Here is a 26,544-nt window from a genome sequence, read left to right as displayed (position 1 = left end):
ATCCTATGAGAGGCCCTAGGACTGGTTGTTGATCAACTGGTTGATCTGCGCGTCGGCGGCCTTGGTCGCCTGGTCCACCGACTGCCCGGCCAGGATCGCGTTCAGCATGTCCACCAGGATGTTCTTCTTCTCGATCGCCGCCCACCCCGGCGCCACTGGGGTGAACCAGGCGTCCGGCACCGCGTTGGCGGCGGCCGCGGTCTGCGGGTTGGACTTCAGCGGGTCCAGCTGGTCGAGGTTGTTCGGCAGGATGTTCTTGCTCGCCAGCACGGCCTCGGACTTGGCGCTGGTGAAGAGCTTGATCCAGGCCTTGGCCGCGTCGGTGACCTGCGACTTGGCGGTGATCGCGAGGTCCGAGCCGCCGATGAAGCTGGGCAGCGGCTTGCCGTTCGGGCCGGGGAAGATCGCGGGCTGGAGGCTGTCCTTGAGCGCCGGATCGCCGGCCGGCGGGGTGGCGGCGCTGGTCGCCTCCCAGCCGTTGCCGTAGATCACCCCGGCCTCCTGCTTGCCCAGCACGTCGGACTGGTGCAGCTCATTGGCCGTCAGATCGCCGTGGTTGTAGCGCTTCACCAGGTCGACGAAGTGCTGGATGCCCTGCTGCGCCCTGGAGTCCTCCAGGGTGCCGTGCCAGTTGCCGGCGGAGTCGAAGCGGGCGATCGTGCCGCCGTACGCGGCGACGTAGGACATCGCGGCGTACCAGTACGGGCCCGGCAGGTAGAGCGCGGAGAAGGACTTGTCGTCCTTGTGCGCCGCCTGGATCCTGTCCAGGGCCGCGGTGAGGTCGGACTCCGTGGTGGGGAAGGTCGCGCTGCCGGTGGCCTGCTGGAACATCGCGGTGTTGTAGATGCCGACCCGGGCGCCCGCGTAGTACGGCACGCAGTAGAGCTTCTCGTTGTAACCGCAGGTGTTCTCCAGGCCCGGGATCCAGCTGTCCGAGTTCTCGAAGTCGGACTTGTCCACCTGCGCCAGCGAGCCGTTCAGGATGTACTTCATGGTCTCGGTGTTGCCCAGTTCGACCACGTCCGGCGCGTTTCCCCGGCCGAGTGCGGCGTCCAGGTTCTGCACCTTGTTCGACCAACTCTGGTAACTCAGTTTGAGGGTGACGTTCGGATAGGCGGCGCCGAACTCGTCGTCGACCTGCTGCACCAGGTCCGGCCAGCTGGTCTGCGCGTCGCTCATCAGCCAGACGGTGAGGGTGCCGCTGACCGCCTTGGGGTCGGCGGACCGCTTGGCCTGCGGCCCGCCGTTCCCACCGCAGGCGGCCAGGCCCACGACGAGCGCGGTGACGACGGACGCGGCCAGCAGCTGACGGCGCTTCACATGATCCTCCGAGTGGTTCAGACCAGATTGCTGAGCCTGGCCTAGACCAATGGGGGCTGTCAACGCATTCCGGAGTTCTTTCGGGACGCCGTTGCGCATTCGTGTCTTAATGCTTGCTTAAGGCATGACAATTGATGGACGATCAGTCCGAGAAGTCCGAAAAACTCCTGCCGGAGAAAACACAGCGAGGCCCGGTGAAGGAGAATTCCTCCACGGGGCCTCGCTGTTGAGCGGCCGTCAGAAAGATCTACTCGGGCACCTCGGCCGCACGCACCGTCGGCTGGCCGGTGAGCACCTCGACGGCGGCCAGGCCGCAGACCCGGGCCGCACCGTGGGTGGCGATGTGCAGCGCGCCGACCGGGGCGGCCTGCGGCACTCCCATCTCCACCACCAGGGCGTCCGGACGGGCCGCCAGCACGCCGTGCACCGCGGCGGCCATCCAGGCGTGGCGGTGCAGGTCGCGCACCACCAGCACCAGCCGGCGGTCCGCGGCCTCCCGCAGCACCGCGGCGACCAGCTCGTCCAGCTGCCCCTCGGCGGCCACGTCGGCCGGCGAGACGCTGCGCACCCGGGTGCCCGGGAAGCGCTCGGCCAGCATCCCGGCCACGCCCCACGGGGTCACGTCGCCCACCGCGATGTTGGGCTCGGGCGAGAAGGAGGCGACGTACGGACGGTCCGTCACCGGCACGAACGGCTGCGCCGGATCGGCCGTCACCAGCAGCGCCCGGCGCGCGGCCCGCAGGCCGATCGACAGGTCCGGCTCGGTCGGCGCCCCCTGCGCTGAAATCCGAGCCCAGCTGCCCAGCTCGCGGACCCGCGCGGCGGCGTCGGCGAGCCGCTCCTCGGGCAGCCGGCCCGCGCGCACCGCCCCCACGATCGCGTCCCGCAGGGCCAGCACGGTCTCCTCATCGGCCAGCCCGCCGCCGACGCAGATCGCGTCGGCGCCGGCGGCCAGCGCCAGCACCGTCCCCTCCTCGATGCCGTACGTGTTCGCGATCGCGCCCATCTCGATCGCGTCGGTGACGATCAGGCCCGTGTAGCCGAGCCCGCCGTCCTGCGGGCGGCCGCGCAGCAGGCCGCCCAGCACGGCCTTGCTGAGCGTGGCCGGGTAGACCGGGTCCACCGCCGGGAGCATGATGTGGGCGCTCATCAGGGCCTTGGCCCCGGCCTCGACCGCGGCCCGGAACGGCACCAGGTCGCGCGAGCGCAGCAGGTCCTCGTCCACGCCGATCATCGGCAGGCCGTGGTGCGAGTCGATGGCCGTGTCGCCGTGGCCGGGGAAGTGCTTGGCGCAGGCCGCCACGCCGGCCGACTGCAGGCCCTGGACCCAGGCCGCGGTGTGCCGTGCGCACAGCTCGGGGTCCGCGCCGAACGAGCGCACTCCGATGATCGGATTGCCCGGGTTGGAGTTGACGTCCGCCGAGGGCGCCCAGTTGTAGTTGATGCCGCACTCGGCCAGCGCGCGGCCCAGCTCGCGGGCCACGTCCCGGGTCAGCGCCGGGTCGTCGATCTCGCCCAGGGCCAGGTTGCCCGGCCACGAGGAGCCGGAGCCGACCTCCAGGCGGGTGACGTCCCCGCCCTCCTCGTCGATCGCGATCAGCAGGTCGGGGTTCTCCTGGCGCAACTGGGCGGTCAGCGCCGCCAGCTGGGCCTGGTCGGTGACGTTGCGGCCGAAGAGCGCCACCGAGCCCAGGCCGGCCGCCAGGTGGCGGCGGACCCAGTCGGGCGGGGCGGTGGTGCCCTCGAAGCCGGGCTGCAGGACGGTCAGTGCGTCACGGTGCAGCTGGTCGCTGTCCGGAATGCTCGGAATCAGGATGCTCACGGCGGTCGGTCAGCCCTTCACTGCGCCGGCGGTCAGACCACCGACAGCCTTGCGTTGGAGGATCAGGAAGATGAGCAGTACCGGGATGGCGAACATGGTGGAGGCGGCCATGGTGGCGCCCCAGTCGTCGCCGAAGGTGCTCTGGAAGGAGGTCAACCAGAGCGGCAGGGTCTGCGCGCTGCCGGGACCGGTGGACTTGTTCAGGATCAGCACCAGCGGGAGCTCGTTCCACGCGGTGATGAAGCCGAACAGCGAGGTGGCCATCAGGCCCGGGGCCAGCAGCGGGAAGACCACCTTGACGAAGGCCTGGGCGCGGGTGCAGCCGTCCACCATGGCCGACTCCTCCAACTCCTTGGGCACGGCGGCCATGAAGCCGCGCAGCGTCCAGATCGTGAAGGGCAGCACCATCATCATGTAGAAGAGCACCAGCGGGACCAGGCTGTTCAGCATGGACTGGTCCCGGACGATCATGTAGACCGAGATCGTCATGACCTCCCAGGGCGCCATCTGGGCCATCATGATCACCAGTACGAAAGCCTTGCGGCCGCGGAACTTCATCCGCGAGATCGCGAACGAGGCCAGCGTGGCGATCACCAGCGAGCCGAGCACCGCGCCCAGCGTGGCGATGAAGCTGTTGCCGACCATCTCCCAGAACTGGGCGGCGCCGCTCGCCGTGGTGAAGTGCTCCAGGGTGCCGCCGAGCGGCAGGAAGACCGGGGTCTTGCTGATGATGTCGGAGTTCTGCTTGAACGCCGTGGTCACCATCCAGTAGACCGGGAAGGCGAAGAAGACGAAGAGGACGACCGCGACGATGTTGGCCCAGCTGCGTCCGATGAGCGAGCGCCTCACAGCTCGTCCTCCTGCTTCAGAATGATCCGGAAGTAGTACGCCATCAGCACGGCCAGCATCAGGATGGTCAGCACGGCGATCGCCGATCCCATGCCGTAGTGCGAGTTCCCGCTGCCCTCGATGTAGGCGTAGACGGGCAGCGTCTCGGTCAGCCGCTCCGGCCCGCCGTTGTTGATGGCCAGGACCTGGGTGAAGCACTTGAACACCCAGATGACCTCGAGGAAGGTCGTGCCGAGGAAGAACGGCTTCAGGCTGGGGAAGACCACCTTGGTGAAGATCTTGACCGAGCCGGCGCCGTCCAGCCGGGCCGCCTCGTAGAGCTCGTTGGGGATCGTGGTCAGCGCCGCGTACATGTTGAAGGCGACGAACGGGATCGAACCCCAGACGATCAGCAGCACGATCACGAAGAAGGTGGAGAGCTGGCTGCTGTACCAGTTGTAGGTGGCCATGCTGTGCCAACCGAGCTGGTTCAGGAACCAGTTGACCACGCCGTACCGCGAGTCGAAGAGCCAGGTGAAGACGGTGGTCTGGGCCACGATCGGCATCGCCCAGGCGAGCACCAGGCCGATCTGCAGGAAGAGCCGCATCTTCGAGCCGAGCCGGTTCAGCAGCAGCCCGACCAGGGTGCCGCCGACCATGATCAGCACCACGTTGACCGCGGTGAAGGCGATCGAGCGGCCGGTGGTGTGCCAGAACTCGGCGCTGGTGAGCAGCTGCTTGTAGTTGTCGAACCCGTTCCACTCCGTGGTGTGCTGCACCAGCTGACGGCGGTTCAGGTTCTGGAAGGAGAGCAGCACGGTCTTGACCAGCGGCCAGCCGAGCAGCGCCAGGGTGGCCACGATGGCCGGCAGCAGCAGGAGGTAGGGCGCGATGCGGCTCAGCAGGCTCGGACCGGCGGCCGGTCTACGACTCTTCGGGGGCTGTTGCGCCCCGCTCCTCCCAGGGGAGTTCACCCGCACCGGTTCCGACTGAACAGCCATTTCTCTCTTCCTCACGCCTGGCCGGACTGGGTGGCCGTGAAACAGGGGTACGGCGCCGCCCACCGGCTCCGTCAGGGGAGCCGGTGAGCGACGCCGCTCGGTACTACTGCTTCTGGCCCAGCAGGGTGGTGATCTGGTCGTCGTACTTCTTGGCCGTCGAGTCGTAGTCCGCGCCCTGGAGGACGGCGGTCATGAACTCCTTGATCGGAGACGGCGGGTTCTCGACGCTCGTCCAGTTCGCCAGGTTCGGCGTGGTGGCACCGTTGGCCGAGGCCGCGATGGCAGCCTGCGCGAACGGGGTGGTGGCCAGCGAGTTCAGCGAGGTCTTGTTCGGGATCAGGCCCGAAGAGGCCATCATGCTCTCGTACTTGTCCGACAGCATGATCTTCAGCAGGCCCTTGGCCAGGTCGGGGTTCTTGGTGTCCTGGGCGACCGCCAGGTTGGAACCGCCGAGGAAGACGCCGGACGGCTTGTCCGCGGTCTTGCCGGGGAGCGGGAAGTAGCCCACGTTGTCGGCCGGCATGTCCTTGGCGGCCGGCGCCTCCCAGCCGAGGCCGATCATCGCGCCCACGTCGCCCTTGGAGAAGACGTCGGTCTGCGGCGGGGTGGCCTCGTCCTTGTCCTTGGGCGCGGTGGAGTAGCTCTGCAGCTTCGTGTAGGTGCCGAAGGCGTCCTTGGCCTCCGCCGACTCCAGGTTGCCGGCCCAGGCCGAGCCGTTCTGCTTGGCGATCTGGCCGCCCTCGCCGGCGATCAGGCCGAAGTAGGTGTACCACTCCTGGCCGGGCAGGTAGATCGGCTGGCTGACGCCCTGGGTGGCCTTCAGCTTGTCGAGGTCGGCGTAGAACTCGTCCAGCGTCTTCGGGGTGCCGGTGATGCCGGCCTTGGTCCACAGCGCCTTGTTGTAGATGACGACGCGGTTGCTGAAGTACCACGGGGCGGCGTACTGCTTGCCGTCGAGCACCGAGGAGGCGTTCAGGTTGGCGGCCCAGTCGCTGCCGCCGAGGTCGGCCTTGGCCGAGGTGAGGTCCATCAGGCCGCCGGTCGAGGCGTAGCCGGCGGTCTGGGTGTTGCCGACCTCCAGCACGTCGACCGAGTTGTCGGACAGGCCGGTGGTGATCTTCGCCCCGACGCCGTCCCACTTCTGGATCTGGATGTTGAGCTTGGCGCCCGGGAACTGGGTCGCGAAGTCGGCCTTCACGCCGTCCTGCCACGCCTGCGGGGCGGAACCGTCCATCAGCCACGCGGTGACGGTCTTGCCGTTGTAGTTGGCCGGCTTGCCCGCGCTGTCGCCCGACTTGCCGGACGAGCCGCAGGCCGCGACACCGACGACCATTGCCGCGACGCCGACCGCCGCGATGAGCTGACGCTTCACGCCATCCTCCTGAGGGATGCCCGGGTGCCCCCCATCGGTGGCCGGCGACATACCCCCGCATACCCCCGCGGAACGGGAGGAAGTGATGTCGCGAACCCTGAGATGGTCTGGGGATTCATGAGTTGGTCTGCAGTGGTGTAGACCAGATGCCTGGAGCTTGGCCTAGACCAATGGAGGTGTCAACGGGCCGACAAGCAATCGGGACGAGCCGTTATCAAGCCGACACCGCTCATCGTTCATCGCGTGATGCGCTCCCCGTCGCCCAGGCATACGTGCAACGATGTGTGCCGTTAACGAGGTAGTGGGGCCGAGGCGGCCTCGCGAGGACTGGAGAAGCGGCCAATGAGCAGCGACGGGGGCACCACGGCCCAGCTTCGGGCGGACGAGCCCAAGGCCGGCGAGCCGGACGCCCAAGGCCCGATGGGCGCCGACCCCGCGGCCGCGCGCGTGCCCAAGTACTACGGACTGAAGCGACACCTGCTCCAGCTCACCGAGACCCAGCCCGCCGGCACCCCGGTCCCCCCGGAGCGCGCGCTGGCCGCGCAGTTCGACACCTCGCGCACCACCGTCCGCCAGGCCCTTCAGGAGCTGGTGGTCGAAGGCCGGCTGGAGCGCATCCAGGGCAAGGGCACCTTCGTCGCCAAGCCCAAGGTCGCCCAGGCGCTGCAGCTCACCTCCTACACCGAGGACATGCGCGCCCAGGGCCTGGAGCCCACCTCCCGGCTGATCGAGGTCGGCTACATCACCGCCGACGAACACCTCGCCCCGCTGCTCGACATCAAGCCCGGCAGCCGCGTGCTGCGGATCGAGCGCCTGCGGCTGGCCAACGGCGACCCGATGGCGATCGAGGTCGCCCACCTCTCCGCCAAGCGCTTCCCGGCGCTGCGCCGCAACCTGGTCAAGCACAACTCGCTCTACGCGGCGCTGCGCGAGGTCTACGACGTGGTCGTGGCCGAGGCCGAGGAGACCATCGAGACCACCCTGGCCAACCCGCGCGAGGCCGGGCTGCTGGGCTCCGACCTCGGGCTGCCGATGCTGCAGCTGTCGCGGCACTCGTTCGATGCCGAGGGGGCGCCGGTGGAGTGGGTGCGGTCGATCTACCGGGGGGACCGGTACAAGTTCATCACGCGGCTGCAGCGGCCGAACAGCTGAGACCATTGGAGCCGCTGCGGCCCGACCCGGGCGGCAGCGGCAGGCTCGGCGCTACTGTGAGTTCACGGCCCCCGTGCGGGCCGCCTGCCGGGGAAGCACCCCGGACCGAGCGCACACAGAGGAGCATCCCGTGCTCGCTGAGATCCGTACCGCCGGCGAGGGCGTTCCGACGACCACCCACGATCTCGGGACCGACCAGGTGGAGATCGCGCTGATCGTCGGTCCAGACGTCCTGGAGACGCTGGACCACCTCTCCGGGGACCAGGACACCGCACAGTACGTCGCCGAGTTGGTGGCGGACGCCATCCGGAAGGCGACGCTGGCGAGGGTCGCCGAGGAGTACAAGGCCGCGTACGGTGCCCCGACCGATGAAGAGGAGCGCGAGTACGACGCGATGTTCCAGCGCGCCGCTCAACTCGGCGTAGGCTCGTCCCCTGACCGAGCGCAGCTCGAAGGGGACGCAGACCATGGCCGCGAAAAAGGCCACGCAGCTTGACACCTCATCAGTCGGAACGCTGTTCCTCGACAGCCAGGGACTGAGCCTGCTCATCACCACCAGGCAGGAGGGCCGAGATGTGCAACTGCTCGTCGCACAAGCCCAGGCCCGCGGACAACTGGTCGCCACCGCCGGCGTCGTCCTGGTGGAGGCGCACCGCCCTGGCGGCAGGGCATCGACGGCCCGTTGGAAACTCGCCGGCGTCAAGGTGATCGACACCGACCCGGAGATCATCGGCGAGGCCCGAGCTCTGGTGGACAGCACCGGGATACACGGCACGAAGTACACGATCGACGCGATCATCGCGGCCACCGCCAAGATCCGCTGCCCTCGGCCGGTCACCTTGGTGACGACCGACGACGATATGAAGGCGTTCGCCGAGGACTTCGCCGAGATCAGGAAGGTCTGACAGGTAGGTCCGAGCGGGTCACGACGGCTGGGTGCGCGCGTGGCGGGGGCAGGCGCAGTCGGGCCACTGGTCGAAGAGGCGGGACTGGAAGAAGCCGGGCTCGCCTCGGACGGTGCGCTTGGGGACGATGGTCACGCGCTTGCCGGTGCTGGTGATGCGGTAGACGTGGAGGGTCATGCGGCTGCCGCTGTTGCGCTTGCTCATGGGGTGCTTCGGTTCCTTTCGCACAGGGGGCGGTTGCTCTTATTCAATGGCGAGTGTTCGATGGCGCGATCAGCCGCCGGACTCGATTCCCCTGCGCATCACGTTCGTGAGCTTCACGACGACGTCCGGGCGGGCGGCGCCGAGGTCGATCAGGAAGCAGCCGGTCACCTCCCCCATCCGCCAGTTGACCCCGACACTGGGCAGCAGCACACCGGCCAGCGCGAGGGTGGCGAGGAAGTCGTCCAGGGCGTCGGCGGCCTCCTGGCGGGCGACGCGGAGCTCACGGGCGAGTGGGGAGGGGGAGGGAGAGGACATGGGGGTGTCGGTCCGTTCTGGAGTGCGCAGTGCGACTGTGCGGTGACTGTGTGATTCCAGGATCGGCACGTGGGCATATTCTCGCCAGGGCCGACATCCTGACGGATCTGACGAACCGTTGACGGATGCGACGAACACCCCTGGCAGGAAAGGGAAACGCCGTGGCGGGTCGAAAGAATGAGCTGGATCCGAGCGAGTCACCCGGAAGTCTGTTCGGTGGAATGCTGCGCCACTACCGGGAGTTGAGGGGGCTGTCGCAGCCTCAGCTGGCGGCGCGGATTCCGTGCGACGACAGCCTGGTGAGCCGGATCGAGAGCGGGACCCGGGCGCCGAAGGATGGGCTCGCGGAGCGGTGCGACGAGATCCTTGATACGGGCGGGGCGTTGACGTTCCTGATGCCGTACGTGAAGAAGCGGCTGGCCGCAGCGTTTCGGGAGGGGTTCATGGACTTTGTGGACGAAGAGGCCAGAGCCGTTGAGTTGAGGAACTTCGAGACCTCATGCATCCCGGGGCTGCTCCAGACTCCTGCCTATGCCCGCGCACTGCTCTCCACCGGGGCGCTCCTCCTCGACGACGCCCCGGACACGGCGGAGGAGACAATCGCTGTACGCCTCGACAGGCAGCGAATCCTCACCTCGGAGGCCCCAATCTTTGCGTTCTTCGTCATTGACGAGAGTGCGCTGCTGCGGCCGGTCGGTGGCCGAGAGGTGATGCGCGACCAGCTGGATCATCTGCTTGTGACTGCCGAGCTTCCGAACGTCGCGCTGCAGGTAGCGCCGATGTCATTGGGCGAGCGTTCTCCGATGTGGCAATCTCTCCATCTTCTGAACCTTCCTGACGGATCGGTAGTCGGATATAGCGAGTCTCTGCACGAGGGGTCGCTGGTGCGTGATCACGCGAAGGTCAGCCTCTGGCAGCGTCAGTATGCTCTCCTGCAGATCGCTTCCCTCTCACAGGAGGCGTCCCTGGACCTGATCCGCAAAGCCAGACAGGACATGTACTCATGAGCAACGAGCTGACCCTCGCCCGCTGGCGCAAGTCGAGTTACAGCGATAACCATGGCGCCTGTGTCGAAGTGGCCGACGGTCAGTTCACCGGCGTCGTCCCCGTCCGCGACTCCAAGGACCCGTCCGGCCCCGCGCTCGTCTTCCCCGCCACCTCCTTCGTCGCCTTCGTCGCAAGCCTGAAGTCCGGTGCCATCCACCCCGCCTGAGTCACCATGAGACCCTCGCGCGCCCCTTGACCGGCACACCCGCTCTGGGAGACGGTGATCGAAAAGGGGGCTGGCGATGGCACGGAACGTACCGGACTTCACCACGCTGCTGAGGGGCGCGCGGAGCACAGCTGTGCATCTGGAGATGCGTGACAGCTACAGCGCCACCGACGACCGCGAGTGCGATGTCCCGCTGGTCCGCGAGACCGTGGGCCGGGGCGTGATGCTGCGCCGCGCGCGGATCGTCTCCGAGCCGGTGACCGACTGCGTCCGGCGCGAGCACACCCGCACGCCCGCGCACCTCGCGGCGGGCGCGCTGGTCCGCTGGCTCCCGCGCCCCCGGGCGTCGACCATCGCGCTGCCGGGCAACGACTTCTGGCTGATCGACAACCGCCTGGTGCTCTTCCACTGGTTCACCGGCGACGGCGCCTGGGCCGGCCACAGCTTCACCGGGGACCCCGGTGCGGTGAAGCTCTGCGCATCGGCCTTCGCGGCGGTGTGGGAGCGGGGCGTCCCGCACGAGCAGTACGCCGTCTGATCCTGGCCACCCCGTCGCGATCGCGAGGAGCAACCAACCGGGCGCATACCGTTCCGCTCTGCGCTCTTGACCACCCCGCCGTCCGGACGGAATCTTCATGGAAGTCCGTCCAACCGAGTAGGCAGCGGAGGGCATCATGGCACTACGGTTCATCGCCAAGGACCCCGAGACCAACGGGCAGCACTGCCCCACGGTCTGGGTTGATGACGAGGCGCGGGAGTTCGTCATTCAAGGCTGGAAGGCAAGCGAGGCACTGGAAGCCCTCTGTCTGGCCGCTGGTCCGATCCCGGACGGAGAAGCGGTGGTAAGGCTGCCGATCCGCATGGTGGCGGCCATCAGGGAGGCTTGTGATGTCGCAGAGCGCTTGGTCGTTCACTGAGTTGGTGGCTCGCGCCCAGAAGAGCGCGGTGCACCTTGAGCTGCGGGACTCGTACGGTGTTGCTGAAGAGGCGTCGGAGTTTGCCGACTGGCTGACAGGCTGGCGTCCCGATCGCGAGAACCGTGCATCCTGGTGGAACGACTTCCACCAGCTCGTCAGTGACGCGGTCGGCCGGGGCGTCGAGTTCAAGCGCGCCCGGATCGTGTCAGAACCCGTGAGCGACTACATTCGCTACGAACACTCATGCACCTTCCAGAACCTTGCCGCCGGTGAACAGGTCCGTTGGCTGCCGCGTCGCCACGCCTCCGACCTGGCCCTGCCCGGCAACGACTTCTGGCTCTTCGACGAGCAGGTGGTGATGCTCAACCTCTTCACCGGCGACGGGGCCTTGGCGGGCGAAGAGGTGTCCGAGGACCCGGGCTTGGCCTCGCTGTGCTCGGCGGCGTTCGCGGCCGTCTGGGATCGTGCCGTACCGCACGACCGGTTCGAGGTGTGACGACAGCGCGAATACAGGACCTATCAGCTCATGCCCGGTCAGTCTCCATCGTCGAGCGTACAAGCCGCACGAAAAATGCTCGCCGAGCGACTTCGAGATCTGCTTCATGACTCGGGGCTGACCGGGCGTCAGCTGGCCGAGCTGGCCGGCTGGGCTCCATCCAAGTCGTCTCGCCTGATCAATGCCGTCACGCCACCGTCCGACGACGACATCCGGACGTGGTGTCGAATCTGCGGGGCAGATGATCAGGCCGCTGATCTGATCGCAGCCGCGCGCTCGGCTGACTCCATGTACGTCGAGTGGCGACGGGTCCAGCGCGCCGGAATGCGCCGGCTCCAGGAGTCGTATGTCCCGCTCTTCGCGCGCACCCGCAGATTTCGCGCCTACTGCTCCAACGTCGTGCCGGGGATGCTCCAGACATACGAATACGCTGCAGCACTGCTGTCGGCCATCTCCGAGTTTCACGGGACCCCCAACGACGTGCCCGAAGCCGCCAGAGCGCGGGTCGAGCGGTCCAGTGTCCTGTACGAGGGTGGACACACGTTCGCGCTGGTGATGGAGGAGGCAGCGCTTCGCCACCTGGTGGGCGATGCCCGGACGATGAAGAGCCAGCTCGCGTTCCTACTCGAGGCCACCAGGCTTCCGTCCGTCTCCCTCGGCGTGATCCCGTCAGGCTCGCTGCGGCGCATGTGGATGATCGAGACGTTCAGCATCTACGACGAGTCTCTGGCATCAGTCGAGTTGCTCACCGCTGCCGTCAACATCACCGCACCAACCGAGCTGGCCCAGTACTTGAAGGCGTTCCAGGAGCTGCAGAGTCTGGCCGTCTACGGTGCGGCCGCGCGAGCACTGATCAACTCGGCTCTCCAGGAGCTCAGGTGAGCCATGCCATCCCGTGTGAAATCTCGTGGAACTTCATAGCCGCGAAATTCGCGCGCTCCTTACGGTTCTGCTGATGGAGCTTCATCACCGCCATCGAGTGAGGGGTCATCAGCATGACCGTTCCGACCGACCGTCCGCCCGGTCCCATGCCGCCGCCGGGAAGCAAGCGCACCACCGAGACCTCGCCCACCGACTAGGAGGAACCATCGTGACCACCGAGATGAAGCACAAGGGCGACCACAAGTCGCCGCCGAAGCACCGGGGCAACCCGGCGCCGGAGCAGCCCACGCCGCCGTCCCCGCCGTCGGCCCCCTCGAAGTAGCACTTCCTGCGGTAGGCCTCTCGGGTAGTTTGCGAGGGGCCTACCCTCATTCCGGAGGAGAGCCCATGGGGAACCCGGACCGGCTCCACATCGCTTACACCATGCACCAGTTCGCCGATGAGACCTGGAGCGGACGCGCCGACAGGTGGACGGCGACGTTCTACACGCCGGGTGAGTCGCAGATCGGCACCGCCGTGATCACCCGCGTCCTCCCTGGTGTCACCCCCAACCCCCGTCTCGCACTGGAGGCCGATCCCGGTCTCCTCGACCGCATCCCTCGCGTCCTCTTCACCGATGAAGGTGAACTGGCCCCCGCCCTAGGCCAGATGGCCCCGGCGATGCTGCTCCTGCTGGAGTCCGTGGAGGTCAACGACAAGTGGCGCGGCACCGGCGTCGGCATGGCCCTCGCGGTCACCGCACTACGCAGGCTGGCGGTCCCGGGAACCGTCGCGGCCTGCTATCCGGCTCCGATCCACACGCATGGGCCGGACGAGCCGTGCAGCTTCACATCCGACGACCCGGAGGTGCGGCGGCCGGACGAAGAAGCCACGGCAGCGCTGCGGAAAGCCTGGGGACGGCACGGGTTCACCCACCTGTGCGAAGGGGTGTACGCCATGGCGCTGGACGGCAGAGCATGACCAATCTCCGGCACCGGCAGCATTGCTGACCGGACCCCCGGCGTCGCCTCCCGCCTCAGCCGCCGCCCGTGCGCCGGCGGTTCCTCCGCGACCAGCCGTAGCGGTACGCGACGGCGCTCGCGACCAGAGCGCCAACGGCCAGCAGGGTCAGGCCGAGGTCCATGGCGCTCGGGCCACCGGCCTTGGCCGTCGGGCTGTTCGTGAGGCTGGTCGAACCCGGCGGTGCGGCGGCGGCCGAACTGGGCGGGCTCCCCGAGTCGCTCGGGCTCGGGCTCGGGCTGTCGGACGCGGTCGAGGCCGCGGCGCTCGTCGGGCTCGCCGGGCTCGTCGGGTCCGGGGAGCCCGAGACGGGCGACCCCGAGGTGACCGTGCTGGGCGGAGTGCTCGGCCTGGTGGTGGGCGGGGCGGGTGTCCTCGTGGTGGGGGTGGGGGTAGGGCGCGCGGGGGTGGTGGGGCCGGGGGGTGGGGCCGGGGTCGTGATGTCGAAGGTCGCCACGAGGTTGTTCTGCCCGGCGTCCAGCGCGCACGGCACGTCGATCTTGCCCGGGAAGGTCAGGTTGCCGTTGGCGTCCTCCGGGACGAGGTGCAGGAGGATGCCGCCGATGGTGATCGTCCCGTGGCCCGGCTGGTTGAACGTGAGTGCGGGCGCGGTGCCGGCCGCCTTGATGTCGAAGGAACCGGCGGGCGGAATGGGGGTCTTGGGGATGGGGGCGGACACGGTGACGGCCATCGGGCCGCCTGGCACGGCCACGCTGACGTCGGCGTCCCCCGAGCCCTCGACGATCCGCACGCCGATGACGCTGAGCCCCTGGGCGACTCCGTCGCCCGCCGTCACCACCGCTTGGAAGGCGAAATTCGGGTTGGCCTGGCCCGCCGCGACCGAGTTCGGGACGTCCGAGTCGATCCTCATCGCGATGGACTGGCCGCCGATCACCGGGAACGTGCAGGTGTACGACAGCGTGAGGGAGACCGTCTGCGCGGCCGCGCTGCCGGCTCCGAGGCCTCCCACGATCGTGCCGGCGACTCCGACGACCGTCACGACCCCAAGGGCGATCCTGGCCCGTAACGTTCCCGTGCTGCGCCTGGAACTCATGATCCACCTTCCATCGGCTTCTCGCTGCGGCTCAGGTGCTCCTCGACCCGGGCGTGGCGGAACTGGTACACCGCGCCGGCCTGGCGCAGCACCCCCAAGTCGTGGGCGTCGTCCAGGAAGGCGACCAGTGCCCACGGCAGCCGCCCGGTCAGCGGCAACCAGATGCGGCACAGGGCCGCCCACTGGCCCCAGGCGGTCAGGACGAGCCCGTACCCGAGCCCGCCGGCGAACGCGCCCTCGAGCCCGAACACGAGCCCGAACTCGATCCCGCGCACCGGCCCGTGTGTGAGCCCGTAGACGAGCCCGGGCGCGGGGCCGAACACGACCGCCCACACGAGCAGCCGGGCCACCACGTTCCTGCGGTTGGTGTCCAGCACGTCGGTGGGCCGGACGGTGGACTCGGGCTCGATGGGAGCTTCCAGCAGGGTGATGAGCCCGATCGCGAGACCGGCCCCGAGACCGACCTCGGCCAGGAACACGAGCAGTTGCGCGAGCGGGCCCCCCAGACCGTCGTCGAGGCCGAGCGCGGCGACCAGGACCCGGTCGATGAGGGCCAGTCCGAGCGCCGCCGTGAGCCCGGCCCCCAGACCGATCGCGAACCCGCGCAGCACTCTGCCCGGGGCCTTGGCGGTCCCGCCGCCGATCCGCAGGCGGACCGGCGACGGCTTGAGGTCCTCCTGTCTGGACGCGAGCCAGTACGAGAGACCGCAGATCGTGCCGGCCGCCAGGCCGTGCAGGAGCCCGACCACGAGTCCTCGCACGAGCGCGAACCCGAGCCCGTGCGAGGTGGCGACCAGGTCCACGGGCAGGTTGCCGATCGCGGTCGTGACCCCGAAGGCCAGTGCCCCGAGGAACCCGATGAGGAGCGTGCGCGACAACAAGCTCATGGTGGTGCCCAGTTCCCACCAGGCCAGGTCGTGCTTCCTGCTCTGGGCGAGGTGCCGGGCAAGGTAGCGGAGCCAGTGTTCGGCCCGTTCGGGGTCCCAGTGCCGCCGCCGTCGCCGGCCGGGGCCGACCGGCAGGGGGCGGCGGTAGGCGGCGGGGACGAACGCGGCCAGCAGATGGCTCTGCACGTCGTCCGGGGTCGGAAACCGCTCGGTGTCCAGCAGGGCCTGCGGGTCGCGTCCGGCCGCGCCGCCGTAGACGATGCGGGCCAGCGTGACCATCAGCGCGGTGGTCAGCGCCAGGGCGAGGTTCTCCGCGCCCGGGCTGCGCGGCCGTTCGCTCAGCCGTGCCAGGACTGGTTCCCACGCGGTGCTGTGCAGGGCACCGTCCGCCGTCGGTCGGCCGGTGCGGCGCAGGTAGTCGGCGAAGTCACCCGAGGCGAGGGCGTCCAGCTGGATGCCGGCGGCGGCGCTGAGCACCTGCTCCGACGCGTCGTACTCCGTGGGGCGGCTGGTGAGCAGCAGCGGCCTGCTGCTGTCGTTGAGTACTTCGAGCGCCTTGCCGCGCAGTTTGGCGGCTATCTCGTCAAGCCCGTCGAGGACCGGCAGGATCCGGTCCGCGGCGACCAGGACGCGAGCCAGGCTCCTGCCGTCCTCGGCCGCAGCCGCCAGGCCGGGGTGGTCGCGCACCAGCTGGTCGCACATCCAGTCGTCCAGCGAGGTGGCGGTCGGGTCCCACGAACCGAAGCTGAAGATCACTGGTACCCGGTCGCCGCGATCAGCGTCCGGCAGTCGCAGCAGGCCGAGGACGAAGCGCAGGGCCAGCACGGTCTTGCCCGCCCCCGCCTCGCCGAGCACCACCAGCCGACCGGACGGGACGGACTTGTACACCGCCACGATCTCGTCGAACTGGTCGGCCAGTTCGAGGGGCGGTGGATCCATCCCGGGCGGCGCGTTGCGGATTGCGGCCCAGCTGTCGAAGCGACCGGTGCTCGCGTTCCGGAAGCGCACGGCCAGCGTGGCGGACGGAAGGTGCAGACGTCGCCGCTCCCACTCGGTGCTCCACTGCCGATACACCTGCTCCGCAAGGACGTTGGCCGCTTCCCGCAGCCAGGGCGGGCTGTCCGACGGTGGCTGCGGCGTGGGCTCGGCCAGGGCTTCGGCGGCGCCACCGGCCAGATACTGGGTGATCCGCCGCCCGCCGTAGCGCAGCGCCTCGGCCAGCCTGCCGTCATCAGTGGCAAGGTCTGCCGCTGCCCGCAGGTCGTCATCGCCGAACTCGTCCGGGACGGTGACGCAGCGCCCTGCCAGGAGTTCGCGGGCCTGGGCGTACTGGTCGGCGGCCGCGGGTGTGGGACGGGCGGTCAGCCGGCGGTGGTCCTCGGTCTGCAGCGTCCCGAGGACGAGCATCGGCCCGGGGGCCCTGGCCAGCAGGCGGCGCAGTTCTTCGCCGACCTGCTCGTCCGGGTCCGCGAGGAGGTAGCGCTGGGACTCGTTCAGCCAGATCACGGTGTACGGCGCCACCTGGTCCTGCCTGAGCGTGTCGAGGAGTTGCCCGGCGGACAGCGGGTGCCAGAGCCGCCACTTCGGCTCCGATCGCAGGGAGTCCAGCGACATCAGGAGCGCGCGCGTCTTTCCGCTGCCGGAGCCGCCGACCAGCACGCGCATGACGCCGCGGGTCCGCGCCTCCCGTACGGCGCTTGCCAGTTCCTCGTCGTGGTTGCGGCGTACGTACGGCGGCAGCACGCCGGTGGTGTCGCCGGCTGTGGTGGCGCGCTGCCGAACTCCGAGGTGCTCGACCGCGTACGCGTCCGTGACCGCGTCGAGCGGCACGCTCACCAGCTGCCCGCGCCGGTCACCGGTCACAGGCGGGGGGTAGATGGTGATCTGCGCATCACCGCCGACGGCGAAGCTGCCGCGGTCGGCGGTGATGCCGGTGCTTCGACCAGGGGCGGAGGGGCTCTGCGAGGCGGTGCCGGATTCGCTCAGCCCTGGGGCGAAGCCGGCTGCGAAGGGTTTGCCGCCTCTGGCTGCGCCGGGCCACCGAGGGTGACGTTGCCCGCGATCTTCACCGCGGCGACGGAGCCGTGCCGGGCGTCGATCGCCACGTTCCCGCCCACCGCCTGACCACCGTCTCCCGCCGACACCCCGCCGGCGGTGGGAACCTGGGCCTGGAGCTGCGTCAGCTGCTCCACTGCCCGCTCCAGGGCTTCGGCGAAGCCGGAGTCCTGCTCTGCCGCGTCTTCCAGCGCGAGCTGAACACGCTGCCGCGTGCGGTCACTTGGCTGTTCCTGGCCCGCTTCGGCTTCCTCGGTCAGCCTGTGCAGCGCCGAATCCTGCCCCAGTTTGTGGCTGACCAGCTCGTGGAGCCTGTCCATCCCCGCGTCCAGCCCCCGGTCGACCTCCGCGTCCGCCCGGCCAGCCACTCGCCTGGACTTGCGCACCGCCCAACCGAACAGATACCCGACCGCGATCTCTAACCCTGTCACTGTGCCCCCAGGATCGGAATTGACACTGCGTGATCACCGTACTCCGCTGCGGCGTCTCAACCCAATCCCCAGGTCACCACGGCGAGGGCCGGGCGCGATCGGAGTGACCTCCGCCTGCGGCTACCCGCCGGTTCCTGCGCCGCGTAGTCCCCCGATCACCCAAATTGGTCTGGACCATCAACCTGACGCCCGGTTAGGGTCCTTTGCAGACAGCACGCCTGGAACGCGGCTTCGCCCCCGGATCATCGACGGCCGACCGCAGCTACGCCATGCCTGGATCAGGCCGTCGGCCGGTCGGCCCCTTCCCCCTCAGCCACAGCACACGTTTCGAGCTCAGGAGTGACCGCATGCCGACGCCCGACGCCCGCCACCTGCACCGCGCCGCCTCCTCGACCCCCTACTTCAGCGCCGACACCGAGGCGTACCTCGCGCAGACCCCGCTGCGGGACCTCAAGAAGTCGCGGCCGCTGCGCGTCCTGTCCGAGGCGGACTTCGCGCACTGGCAGACCTACGGCTACGTCGTCGTCAAGGAGGCGATCCCCGCCGCCGCGGCACGGCGCCTGCTCGACTTCGCCTGGGAGTTCCAGGGACTCGACCCCGAGCGACCGGAGACCTGGTACGAGGAGCGGGAGTACCGGGACGACCTGGACCGGGAGTTGCACATCTACGGGTTCGTCGAGGCGTACCACCACCAGCTGATCTGGGACAGCCGCCAGTCGCGGCGCGTCTACGACGCGTTCGTGGACGTGTGGGACTGCGAGGAGCTGTGGGTGACGCTGGACCGGCTCAACCTGAACCCGCCGAACGTCGGGAACCGTGACCGCGCGCTGATCGCCCCCACGGACACGGGCTTCGACATCGAGCTGCACTGGGATGTCGACACCACGCTCGGCGTGCTGCCGCAGCGGGTGCAGGGGATCATCGCGCTGAACGACACCCGCCCGGACCACGGCGGCTTCCAGTGCGACCCCGAGCTGTTCCGGCGGTTCGAGGAGTGGAAGCTGCACCAGCCGGCCGACCGGGATCCGATCAGACCGGACGTGGACCGGAGCGAGTTCCCGGTGGTGCGACCGGAGTTGACGGCCGGTGACCTGCTGATCTGGAACGGCCTGCTGGCGCACGGCGTGGCCCGCAACAGCTCGGCGAGCGGGGTGCGTTCGGTGCAGTACCTCGCCATGATGCCCGCACTGGAGGAGGCCGAGGAGCTGCGCCGCTCCCGGATCGAGTCCTGGCGTGAGGTCAGCACGCCGACCTGGAACCGGACACTGGTCGGCGACGCGACGAAGCACGAGTCGCTGCGGTACGGCGCCGCCACGCTCAACGAGCTGGGCGAGAAGCTGCTGGGGCTGCGCTCCTGGCACGGCGAGAACGTCGAGGGAGACCCGGCATGCGCCGAATCTGCCTGACCCTGCCCACCAACCGGGCCTGCGTGGCCACGATTTCGGCGATCCACGAGGAAGCGCGGTACGCCGCCGAGCAGTTCGACGTCGAGGTGCACCTGCTGATCCTCGACTCCTCCGACGAGCGGACCTTCGCCGAGCACGCCAGGGTGGTCGCCGCGGCGGCACCGCTGCCGAACGTGCTCGTGCACCACCTGGACGAGGCGGCGCAGCGCGCGTTCCTGCAACGGGTGATCAAGGAGGCCGGGGTCGCCGAGCCCGAGCTGATCCTGGACCTGATGCTGCCGGCCGCCGTCTCCTACGGCGCCTGCACCAACCGGGCGTTCCTGATCGGCAGCGCGCTGGGCTGCGCGTCGGTGCACCGCCGCGACTCGGACAGCGACTACCAAGTACTGGACGGCGAGCGGATCTTCCCGATCCACCACGAGCTGCGCTCGCTCGGCAAGCGGGCGGGCGACGCCGCGGCCCAGGTGACCGAGAGCACCCTCGACCCGGCGCACGCGGACAAGCCGGTGGTGCTGGTGGGCAGTTCGTTCGTGGGTGAACTGTCGGTGGACATCAGTGAGATCCGCGAGCTGGACCCCGAGGTCTACCACGACGTGGTAAGCCTCTGGGCCCCGGCCGACTGGTCCGCGGCGCAGAAGCGGGCGCTGGTCGAGGAGTCCTTCACCGGCGCCGGCACCGAAGCGTTCACCCGCGACCACGCGACGCTGGCCGTGCTGGACCCGATGCGGGTGGACATGTGCAACGTCAGCTTCCAGCAGGTGCACGAGCGGGTGCCGCTGCCGCCGGCGACCGAGACGATCGGCAGCGACTACTTCCTGCTGCACCTGGTCCAGGACGCGAGGCTGCCCGGCGTGCTGCACAACCGCAACATCGTGAACTTCTACACCGGGGAACGGCGCACCGACGCCGGCTTCCTGGCCTACCAGCTGCGGTTCACCAAGTTCCTCCTGTCGATGCTCTACTTCAACGCCTGCTACGCCCGGATGGCGGCGGCCGGCGAGTCGCTGCTGGACGAGCAGCAGCAGGTCCGGGCCGGCACCGTCGCCGAGATCGTCCGGCAGAGCGCGGGCCTGGACCGGACGGAGAACATCCAGCGGCTGGAGCGGCTGGACCGCTGCTACCGGACCTTGGGGGGCCGGTACGCGGCGTTCGCCGACCTGCTCGCCGCCCGGCGCGGGCAACTGCTCGACGAGGCGCGGCTGGACATCGAGAACTTCGCTCTGCTGATCGACGCGTGGGCAGCGCTGGTGCGGGCGAGCAAGGCCACCGACGCTCATGCCTGAGATCGCCCATGCGAACGCCGCTGAGAACGCCCAGCTACGCGCCGCCCTGGCCGCCGCCACCGAGGACCAGCTGATCTTCGATCTCGCCGCGATCGAGCGGGGCTACGCCGCTCTGCTGCGCGAACTGCCCGGCATCGCCGTGCGGTTCGCCATGAAGGCCTGTCCGGTGGACGAGGTGCTCGACTGCCTGGCGGCCGCGGGGGCCGGCTTCGACGCGGCCAGTCCGGGCGAGATCGCCCAGGCCCTGGCCACCGGCGTGCCGGCCGACCGGATCCACTACGGCAACACCGTCAAGTCCGACCGGAACATCGCCGAGGCCCACCGCCTCGGGATCCGGGACTTCGCCACCGACAGCCTGGCGGACGTGGCCGCGATCGCCGAACACGCGCCCGGCGCCCGGGTGTTCTGCCGGCTGGCCACCACCGGGACCGGGGCGCTCTGGGGGCTGAGCCGGAAGTTCGGCGCCACGGCCGCCGACGCCGTCCAGGTGCTGGAGGCCGCACGGGCCGCCGGGCTGACGCCGGCGGGCCTGTCCGTCCACGTCGGCTCGCAGCAGATGACGGCCGACGCCTGGCGGGAGACCTTCGAGCTGCTCGCGGACGTGCTGGTGGCGCTGAACCGGCGCGGGATCCTGCCGGACCACGTCAACCTCGGCGGCGGGCTGCCCGCCAGCGGCTACCTCGACCGGCGCGGAGTGCCGCTCGATCCGCCGATGGACAAGATCTTCGCGGCGATCCGCGAGGGCATGCAGCAGCTCGCTGCGGTGTCGGCGGCCCCGCTGGACTTCCTGATGGAGCCGGGGCGCTACCTGGTCGCCGACCACGGCGCGATCAGAGCGCACGTCTACCGGCTCACGGTGCGCCGGCAGCCAGGTCCTGTCCGGGGCGGCGAGAGCCAGTACTGGCTCTACCTGAGCTGCGGGAAGTTCAACGGGCTGTTCGAGATGGACCAGTTGCGGTACCGGCTGGAATTCCCGTCGCACCCGGACGCCGACTACGTGCCGGCGGTCGTCGCGGGGCCGACCTGCGACAGTGACGACGCCTACTTTCCCGACGGGGACCCGGTTCAGGTGCCCAGGGCGGCGGCCTCCGGTGATCCGGTCTGGATCTTCTCCTGCGGCGCCTACGCGACCAGTTACATGACCCAGGGGTTCAACGGCTTCAGTCCGCTGCCGTACGGCTGGATCGACGGCGAGGGCGCGGCCGGATGAACGACGCGATCCTGATCCGGCGGATATCGGACGGCGACTGGGACGAGATCGCCGCGCTGGAGGCCGCGACCTACCGTGACAGCGGCCTGTCGGAGGGCCGGGCGGCGCTGGAGTCCCGGGGTCGGGTCTCGCCGGCCACCTGCTTCGCGCTGGACTGCGCGGGGCGGCTGGCGGGCTACCTGCTGGCGCTGCCCTACCCGCCTTTCCAGTACCCGGAGTTGAGCGGGCTGGAGTTGGCCGGGCTGGAGGAGACCGCCGTCCGGTCCCGCAACCTGCACCTGCACGATCTGGTCATCGCCGAGCGCCTTCGCGGTCGGGGGCTGGGCAGGCGGCTGCTGCACCGGCTCGCCGCGACCGCCGAGTCGCAGCTGTTCGAGCGGATCTCGCTGGTCGCCGTCGGCGGCGCCGACACCTTCTGGTCGGCGAACGGGTTCAGCGCCCACCCCGATGTCCAACTCCCGGTGAGTTACGGACCGGACGCGGTCTACATGTCGACAGCGGTTCCGGGCGACCGGGCCGAGCGGTCGAATTCGAAGCCGATCAACGAAGAGGGCTGATGCACGTGTTCCGCGTCCGCGATCCGTTCCGCCGGGCCCAGCTGGCGATTGCCGCGCTGTTCTGCTTCCTCGGGTTCCAGTACGGCACCTGGGCGTCGCGACTGCCCACCATCAAGGCCCACCTGGGCCTGAGCGCGGCGCAAGTGGGCCTGCTCCTGATGGCCACCGGCGTGGGCGCGGCGGCCTCCTTCCCGCTGGTGACGCTGCTGATGAAGCGGCTGGGCTCGCGGCGCCTGGCGGTCCTCTCAGCGCTCTGCCTGGGCGTGGTCCTGCTCGCGATGGCCGAGTTGCCGAACTATCCGGTCGCGCTGCTGGTGATGTGCTGCGACGGCGTGGCCGTCGGGGCGCTGAACGTGGCGATGAACGCGCAGGGTGCCGCACTGGAGGTCAGGTACCAGCGCACCGCGATGGCCAAGCTGCACGCGACCTTCAGCGCCGGGTCGCTGTGCGCCGCGCTGCTCGCCTCGGGCCTGACCGGTTTCGCCTCGGCGCTGGTGGCGCACTTCGGCGCGGCCGCCGTCCTGCTGCTCCTGCTGATCGGCTACGCCCGACCCGGACTGCTGGCGGAGGATCAGCAGCCCGCCACGGCTGAGGAGAAGAAGCCCCGCCGGGCCTGGAGCCTGCCCGCCAGGCTGACGCTCTGGATGGGCTGCGCCATGGCGTTCGGCACGGTGACCGAGGGCGCGATGAACGACTGGTCGGCGCTCTACCTGAAGGATGTCGCCGACGCGGCCTCGGCGCTGGCGCCGATGGGCATCGCGGTGGTCTCGGTGATGATGGTGCTGGCGCGGCTGTTCGCCGACGGCTGGCGCGAGCGCTGGGGCGACGGGCGGATCGTGCGGGCCGGCAGCGCGCTGGCCGGGGTCGGCCTGGCGCTCGCCCTGCTGGCCGGCGGGCTGGTGCCGGCGCTGCTCGGGTTCGCCTGCGTCGGGCTCGGCATCGCGGCCGTGACGCCCTGCGTGTACGTGGCCGCCGCGCGGCAGGGCGCGGGCGCGCTGGCGCTGGTCGCCGCGATGGGCACGGTGGGCCTGCTGGCCGGACCGGCGGTGATCGGGTTCATCGCCAACGGCAGCGGCCTGGTCTGGGGGATGGGCGCGGTGGCGGCCTCGGCGATCGTGGTCTCGCTCTGCGCCACCCGGATCCGCTGGCCGGCCCGCGCCGAGCAGCCGCCGGCACCGGCCGAGGCCGCGGCGGTCCACTGACCGAGATCGCGCGTTTTCCCAGTGACACGGAGGTGTCAGGTGCCCTACATTCCGGGTCAAGCCGATCACCATGGGCGTTGCTCGGCGTGCGCGCCAGCCGTCGGCCGGCGCGTTGCGGCGCCGCTGGGATCCCTGCCTGTGCCGGAGTCGCCCCATGTCCACCGAACCTGACGCGCCGCCAGCGCCTTCGGGCCAGCTGCCGGTCGTCACCCCCGCGCGCGTGCTGGCCGGGATCAGCCTGGCCGTCCCGGTCGTCGCGCTGCTCTGGGTCTCGTCGTACGCCTCGCTCACGCCGAGGCTCGGCGGGATCCCGTTCTTCTACTGGTACCAGATCCTCTGGATCCCGGTCTCGGCGCTCTTCACGGGCTCCGCCTACCTGCTGCTGAACCACGACGCGCGGCAGCGCAAGGCCGCCCGAGGAGGTGCGCGATGAACCACGGCGTGAACACGGTCGCCCTGGTGGTGTTCGTCTTCTTCTTCCTGCTGGTCACCGTGATGGGCTTCCTGGCCTCGCGCTGGCGGCGCACCGGCAACGAGCTGCATCTGCACGAATGGGGCCTGGGCGGCCGCAGCTTCGGGACCTGGGTCACCTGGTTCCTGCTCGGCGGCGACCTCTACACCGCGTACACCTTCATCGCGGTACCGGCGGCGATCTACGGCGCGGGGGCCTCGGGCTTCTTCGCGGTGCCGTACACGATCATCGCCTACCCGCTGGTCTTCCTCTTCCTGCCCCGGCTCTGGTCGGTCGCCCGGGTGCACGGGTACGTCACCCCGGCCGACTTCGTGCGCGGCCGGTACGGCTCGCGGGCGCTGTCGCTGGCCGTGGCGGTGACCGGGATCCTGGCGACCATGCCGTACATCGCGCTGCAACTGGTCGGCATCCAGGCGGTGCTGGACACCCTCGGGGTGGGCGGCGGGGCGAACGCCAACTGGTTCGTCAAGGACCTGCCGCTCTTCCTGGCCTTCGCGGTCCTGGCCGCCTACACCTACTCCTCCGGGCTGCGGGCGCCCGCGCTGATCGCCTTCGTCAAGGACATCCTGGTCTACATCGTGATCATCGTCGCGGTGATCTACCTGCCGATGCGCCTGGGCGGCTACGGGCACATCTTCGACGCGGCCGCGAAGAAGATGAGCACCGTCAATCCGGTCACCCACCAGCCGGTCGGCTCGATGGTCAGCGGCCCGAAGGCGCAGTGGGGGTACGCGACCCTGGCCCTCGGCTCGGCGCTGGCACTCTTCATGTACCCGCACACGGTCACCGGCGTGCTGGCCGCCAAGTCGCGCACCACCGTGCGCCGCAACATGGCGATCCTGCCCGCGTACTCGCTGATGCTCGGGCTGCTCGCGCTGCTCGGCTTCCTGGCCATCGCGGCCGGGGTGGGCAAGGGCGTCAAGGGCTACAACCCGCAGCTGGCGGTGCCGCAGCTGTTCGCCGGGCTGTTCCCCGACTGGTTCACCGGGGTGGCCTTCGCGGCGATCGGGATCGGCGCGCTGGTGCCGGCCGCGATCATGTCGATCGCGGCGGCGAACCTGTTCACCCGCAACATCTACAAGGAGTTCCTGCGGCCCGCCGCCACCCCCGAGCAGGAGACCAAGGTCGCCAAACTGGTCTCGCTGCTGGTGAAGGTCGGCGCGCTGGTCTTCGTGCTCGGGATGGACAAGCAGCTCGCGATCAACCTCCAGCTGCTGGGCGGGATCTGGATCCTGCAGACCTTCGTCTCGGTGGTCGCCGGGCTGTTCACCCGCTGGTTCCACCGCTGGGCGCTGCTGGCCGGCTGGCTGGTGGGCATGGTCTACGGAACCTGGAAGGCGTACGGCATCGCCTCGCCCGCGACCAAGCACTTCGGCGGGTCCAGCGCGACGATCCCGGGAATCGGCGAGATCGGCTACATCGGGCTGACCGCCTTCGTGCTCAACGTCCTGGTCTCGGTGGTGCTGACCCTGGTGTTCAAGGCGACCAAGACGCCCGAGGGCGTGGACGAGACCGCTGCGGCGGACTACAGCGCGGAGGAGGGCGACCCCGAGCTTTCCGGCGCGCCCCAGCCGGTCGCGGCGCATTAAGCGCCCCGTCGCGCGCCCTGTGATCGCGCCGTCACCTCGCTCAACACTGAGGAGGTGGCGGCGCGATCATAGGTATGGACAACCGGTGGTAGCCGCCTGCTGTGCGCCAGACCGGCCTCAGACAGACCCGAGGCAGGCCCGAGACACCGCCCCAGACGGGCTCTAGACACCAACGGGGAGCAACGCCATGCCAGAGCTGAGCACCATCCTCAACGGCCGCCCGCGGCAGGACACCCCCACGGCCGGCGCGGCGGCCGCCGCCGGGTCCACCGCCGCCCTCGCCCTGCCCTCCCTGCTGATCGCCACCCGGCACGGCGAGAGCACCGCCAACGTGGAGTTCCAGCTGGCCGAGGCCACCGGCGCGCTGGACGTGCCGATCACCTGCCGCGACGCCGACATCCCGCTCTCGATACGCGGGCAGTCCCAGGCCCAGGCGTTCGGCCGCTGGTGGGCCGAACTGCCCAGCGCCGACCGGCCGCGCACGGTGTGGTGCTCGCCCTACCTGCGCACCACCGAGACCGCGCGGATCGCGATCGCCCAGGCGGCCGGGCTCGGCGCGGTGCCGGTGGGGCTGGCAGTGCGCCAGGACGAGCGGCTGCGGGACCGGGAGCTGGGCGTCCTGGAGATGCTCACGGCGGCGGCGATCGAGAAGCGGCATCCCGAAGAGGCGGCCCGGCGGCGCAAGATGGGCGAGCTGTACTACCGGCCGCCGGGGGGCGAGAGCTGGTCGGACGTGGCGCTGCGGGTGCGCGACTGCTTGCGTGACCTCTGCGCGGAGGAGGCCGGGCGCCCGGTGCTGCTGGTGGCGCACGACACCGTGGTGGTGCTGCTGCGCTACGTGCTGGAGCGGCTCACCGAGCAGCGGCTGCCGGAGCTCGCGCCGGTGCTCAACTGCTCGGCCAGCGTGTGGCGTCCGGCGAACGGGCGGCTGCAGCCGGAGCTGTGGAACGCGACGGGGCACCTGGCGTAGGG

General features: G+C 69.8%; 29 protein-coding genes. 18 read left to right on the top strand and 11 right to left on the bottom strand.

Annotation, left to right across the window (positions count from 1 at the left end):
- Positions 1-15: 15 nt before the first annotated feature.
- The 5 genes from ABH937_RS14765 to ABH937_RS14745 form a co-directional block, all read right to left on the bottom strand.
- Positions 16-1,320, bottom strand: coding sequence for an extracellular solute-binding protein (locus ABH937_RS14765; protein ID WP_370218403.1), 1,305 nt, complete (start codon positions 1,318-1,320; stop codon positions 16-18).
- Positions 1,321-1,567: 247 nt separating this feature from the next.
- A complete protein-coding gene (locus tag ABH937_RS14760) occupies positions 1,568-3,142 on the bottom strand; it encodes a glycoside hydrolase family 3 protein (protein WP_280687493.1) in 1,575 nt (524 codons plus the stop codon).
- Between the two features lie 9 nt (positions 3,143-3,151).
- Complete coding sequence (locus ABH937_RS14755; RefSeq protein ID WP_280687495.1) at positions 3,152-3,991, bottom strand: carbohydrate ABC transporter permease; 840 nt, start codon at positions 3,989-3,991, stop codon at positions 3,152-3,154.
- Positions 3,988-4,971 carry a sugar ABC transporter permease gene (locus ABH937_RS14750; protein WP_280687497.1) on the bottom strand — a complete coding sequence of 328 codons (984 nt, stop codon included), beginning with the start codon at positions 4,969-4,971 and terminating at the stop codon, positions 3,988-3,990. Before ABH937_RS14750 ends, ABH937_RS14755 begins: the two co-directional genes overlap by 4 nt.
- A 103-nt stretch (positions 4,972-5,074) precedes the next feature.
- Positions 5,075-6,343, bottom strand: a complete 1,269-nt coding sequence (locus tag ABH937_RS14745) for an extracellular solute-binding protein (protein WP_280687499.1) — start codon at positions 6,341-6,343, stop codon at positions 5,075-5,077.
- Between the two features lie 342 nt (positions 6,344-6,685).
- Here ABH937_RS14745 and ABH937_RS14740 point away from each other — a divergent pair, with 342 nt between their 5' ends.
- From ABH937_RS14740 to ABH937_RS14730, 3 genes are all read left to right on the top strand, one after another.
- The gene (locus ABH937_RS14740) at positions 6,686-7,495 is read left to right on the top strand and encodes a GntR family transcriptional regulator (RefSeq protein WP_370145672.1); all 810 of its coding nucleotides are present in this window, start codon (positions 6,686-6,688) and stop codon (positions 7,493-7,495) included.
- 130 nt (positions 7,496-7,625) lie between these two features.
- Positions 7,626-7,991, top strand: coding sequence for a hypothetical protein (locus ABH937_RS14735; protein ID WP_280687501.1), 366 nt, complete (start codon positions 7,626-7,628; stop codon positions 7,989-7,991).
- Complete coding sequence (locus tag ABH937_RS14730) at positions 7,963-8,400, top strand: DNA-binding protein (protein WP_280687503.1); 438 nt, start codon at positions 7,963-7,965, stop codon at positions 8,398-8,400. Before ABH937_RS14735 ends, ABH937_RS14730 begins: the two co-directional genes overlap by 29 nt.
- 18 nt (positions 8,401-8,418) lie before the next feature.
- On the opposite strand, the gene ABH937_RS14725 is transcribed toward ABH937_RS14730, so the two are convergent.
- Both ABH937_RS14725 and ABH937_RS14720 read right to left on the bottom strand, forming a co-directional pair.
- A complete protein-coding gene (locus tag ABH937_RS14725) occupies positions 8,419-8,604 on the bottom strand; it encodes a hypothetical protein (protein WP_370218400.1) in 186 nt (61 codons plus the stop codon).
- Positions 8,605-8,673: 69 nt separating this feature from the next.
- A complete protein-coding gene (locus ABH937_RS14720) occupies positions 8,674-8,919 on the bottom strand; it encodes a hypothetical protein (protein ID WP_370218398.1) in 246 nt (81 codons plus the stop codon).
- 125 nt (positions 8,920-9,044) lie between these two features.
- Between ABH937_RS14720 and ABH937_RS14715 the strand changes: the two genes are divergently transcribed.
- The 6 genes from ABH937_RS14715 (at position 9,045) to ABH937_RS14690 (ending at position 12,427) form a co-directional block, all read left to right on the top strand.
- Complete coding sequence (locus ABH937_RS14715) at positions 9,045-9,926, top strand: Scr1 family TA system antitoxin-like transcriptional regulator (protein WP_370218397.1); 882 nt, start codon at positions 9,045-9,047, stop codon at positions 9,924-9,926.
- Positions 9,923-10,132, top strand: coding sequence for a DUF397 domain-containing protein (locus tag ABH937_RS14710; RefSeq protein WP_280687510.1), 210 nt, complete (start codon positions 9,923-9,925; stop codon positions 10,130-10,132). Before ABH937_RS14715 ends, ABH937_RS14710 begins: the two co-directional genes overlap by 4 nt.
- Positions 10,133-10,208: 76 nt before the next feature.
- Entirely contained in the window at positions 10,209-10,670 is a 462-nt protein-coding gene (locus ABH937_RS14705; protein WP_370218395.1) for a DUF6879 family protein, read from the top strand.
- A gap of 136 nt (positions 10,671-10,806) precedes the next feature.
- Complete coding sequence (locus ABH937_RS14700) at positions 10,807-11,049, top strand: hypothetical protein (protein ID WP_280687513.1); 243 nt, start codon at positions 10,807-10,809, stop codon at positions 11,047-11,049.
- Positions 11,021-11,545 (top strand): DUF6879 family protein, encoded by a 525-nt coding sequence (locus ABH937_RS14695; protein WP_280687515.1) that lies wholly within the window; start codon positions 11,021-11,023, stop codon positions 11,543-11,545. The genes ABH937_RS14700 and ABH937_RS14695 overlap by 29 nt, the downstream gene beginning before the upstream one ends.
- Positions 11,546-11,575: 30 nt before the next feature.
- On the top strand, positions 11,576-12,427 hold the full coding sequence (locus tag ABH937_RS14690) for a helix-turn-helix transcriptional regulator (protein WP_280687517.1): 852 nt from the start codon (positions 11,576-11,578) through the stop codon (positions 12,425-12,427).
- Here the strand turns inward: ABH937_RS14690 and ABH937_RS14685 are convergent.
- Entirely contained in the window at positions 12,420-12,617 is a 198-nt protein-coding gene (locus tag ABH937_RS14685) for a hypothetical protein (protein WP_280687519.1), read from the bottom strand. The two genes, ABH937_RS14690 and ABH937_RS14685, sit on opposite strands and share 8 nt — an antisense overlap.
- A gap of 197 nt (positions 12,618-12,814) precedes the next feature.
- Between ABH937_RS14685 and ABH937_RS14680 the strand changes: the two genes are divergently transcribed.
- The gene (locus ABH937_RS14680; RefSeq protein ID WP_370218393.1) at positions 12,815-13,387 is read left to right on the top strand and encodes a hypothetical protein; all 573 of its coding nucleotides are present in this window, start codon (positions 12,815-12,817) and stop codon (positions 13,385-13,387) included.
- Between the two features lie 55 nt (positions 13,388-13,442).
- On the opposite strand, the gene ABH937_RS14675 is transcribed toward ABH937_RS14680, so the two are convergent.
- The 3 genes from ABH937_RS14675 to ABH937_RS14665 all read right to left on the bottom strand — a co-directional run bounded on the left by ABH937_RS14675 (position 13,443) and on the right by ABH937_RS14665 (position 17,742).
- Positions 13,443-14,426, bottom strand: a complete 984-nt coding sequence (locus ABH937_RS14675; RefSeq protein ID WP_370218392.1) for a DUF6801 domain-containing protein — start codon at positions 14,424-14,426, stop codon at positions 13,443-13,445.
- A gap of 50 nt (positions 14,427-14,476) precedes the next feature.
- Positions 14,477-17,230 (bottom strand): NACHT domain-containing protein, encoded by a 2,754-nt coding sequence (locus ABH937_RS14670; RefSeq protein WP_370218390.1) that lies wholly within the window; start codon positions 17,228-17,230, stop codon positions 14,477-14,479.
- Positions 17,231-17,349: 119 nt separating this feature from the next.
- Positions 17,350-17,742: a hypothetical protein gene (locus ABH937_RS14665; protein WP_370218388.1), complete on the bottom strand. Its 393-nt coding sequence runs from the start codon at positions 17,740-17,742 to the stop codon at positions 17,350-17,352.
- A gap of 458 nt (positions 17,743-18,200) precedes the next feature.
- Here ABH937_RS14665 and ABH937_RS14660 point away from each other — a divergent pair, with 458 nt between their 5' ends.
- The 8 genes from ABH937_RS14660 (at position 18,201) to ABH937_RS14625 (ending at position 26,542) form a co-directional block, all read left to right on the top strand.
- Positions 18,201-19,259 (top strand): phytanoyl-CoA dioxygenase family protein, encoded by a 1,059-nt coding sequence (locus tag ABH937_RS14660; RefSeq protein WP_370218387.1) that lies wholly within the window; start codon positions 18,201-18,203, stop codon positions 19,257-19,259.
- Positions 19,241-20,542, top strand: a complete 1,302-nt coding sequence (locus ABH937_RS14655; RefSeq protein WP_370218386.1) for a DUF6271 family protein — start codon at positions 19,241-19,243, stop codon at positions 20,540-20,542. Before ABH937_RS14660 ends, ABH937_RS14655 begins: the two co-directional genes overlap by 19 nt.
- Positions 20,535-21,752 carry a type III PLP-dependent enzyme gene (locus ABH937_RS14650; protein ID WP_370218384.1) on the top strand — a complete coding sequence of 406 codons (1,218 nt, stop codon included), beginning with the start codon at positions 20,535-20,537 and terminating at the stop codon, positions 21,750-21,752. Before ABH937_RS14655 ends, ABH937_RS14650 begins: the two co-directional genes overlap by 8 nt.
- A complete protein-coding gene (locus ABH937_RS14645; RefSeq protein WP_370218383.1) occupies positions 21,749-22,309 on the top strand; it encodes a GNAT family N-acetyltransferase in 561 nt (186 codons plus the stop codon). Before ABH937_RS14650 ends, ABH937_RS14645 begins: the two co-directional genes overlap by 4 nt.
- A 5-nt stretch (positions 22,310-22,314) precedes the next feature.
- Positions 22,315-23,511, top strand: a complete 1,197-nt coding sequence (locus tag ABH937_RS14640; RefSeq protein ID WP_370218452.1) for an MFS transporter — start codon at positions 22,315-22,317, stop codon at positions 23,509-23,511.
- Positions 23,512-23,665: 154 nt separating this feature from the next.
- Positions 23,666-23,944: a DUF3311 domain-containing protein gene (locus ABH937_RS14635; RefSeq protein ID WP_280687534.1), complete on the top strand. Its 279-nt coding sequence runs from the start codon at positions 23,666-23,668 to the stop codon at positions 23,942-23,944.
- On the top strand, positions 23,941-25,572 hold the full coding sequence (gene mctP, locus ABH937_RS14630) for a monocarboxylate uptake permease MctP (protein ID WP_280687535.1): 1,632 nt from the start codon (positions 23,941-23,943) through the stop codon (positions 25,570-25,572). Before ABH937_RS14635 ends, mctP begins: the two co-directional genes overlap by 4 nt.
- 187 nt (positions 25,573-25,759) lie before the next feature.
- A complete protein-coding gene (locus ABH937_RS14625; RefSeq protein ID WP_370218382.1) occupies positions 25,760-26,542 on the top strand; it encodes a histidine phosphatase family protein in 783 nt (260 codons plus the stop codon).
- Positions 26,543-26,544: the final 2 nt, after the last annotated feature.

Origin of the sequence: Kitasatospora sp. GAS1066B, from assembly GCF_041262605.1 — a bacterium.
Classification (GTDB): Bacteria; Actinomycetota; Actinomycetes; order Streptomycetales; family Streptomycetaceae; genus Kitasatospora.
Note: the sequence above shows the minus strand (reverse complement) of the source record. Positions and strands in the feature narration are given on the sequence as shown.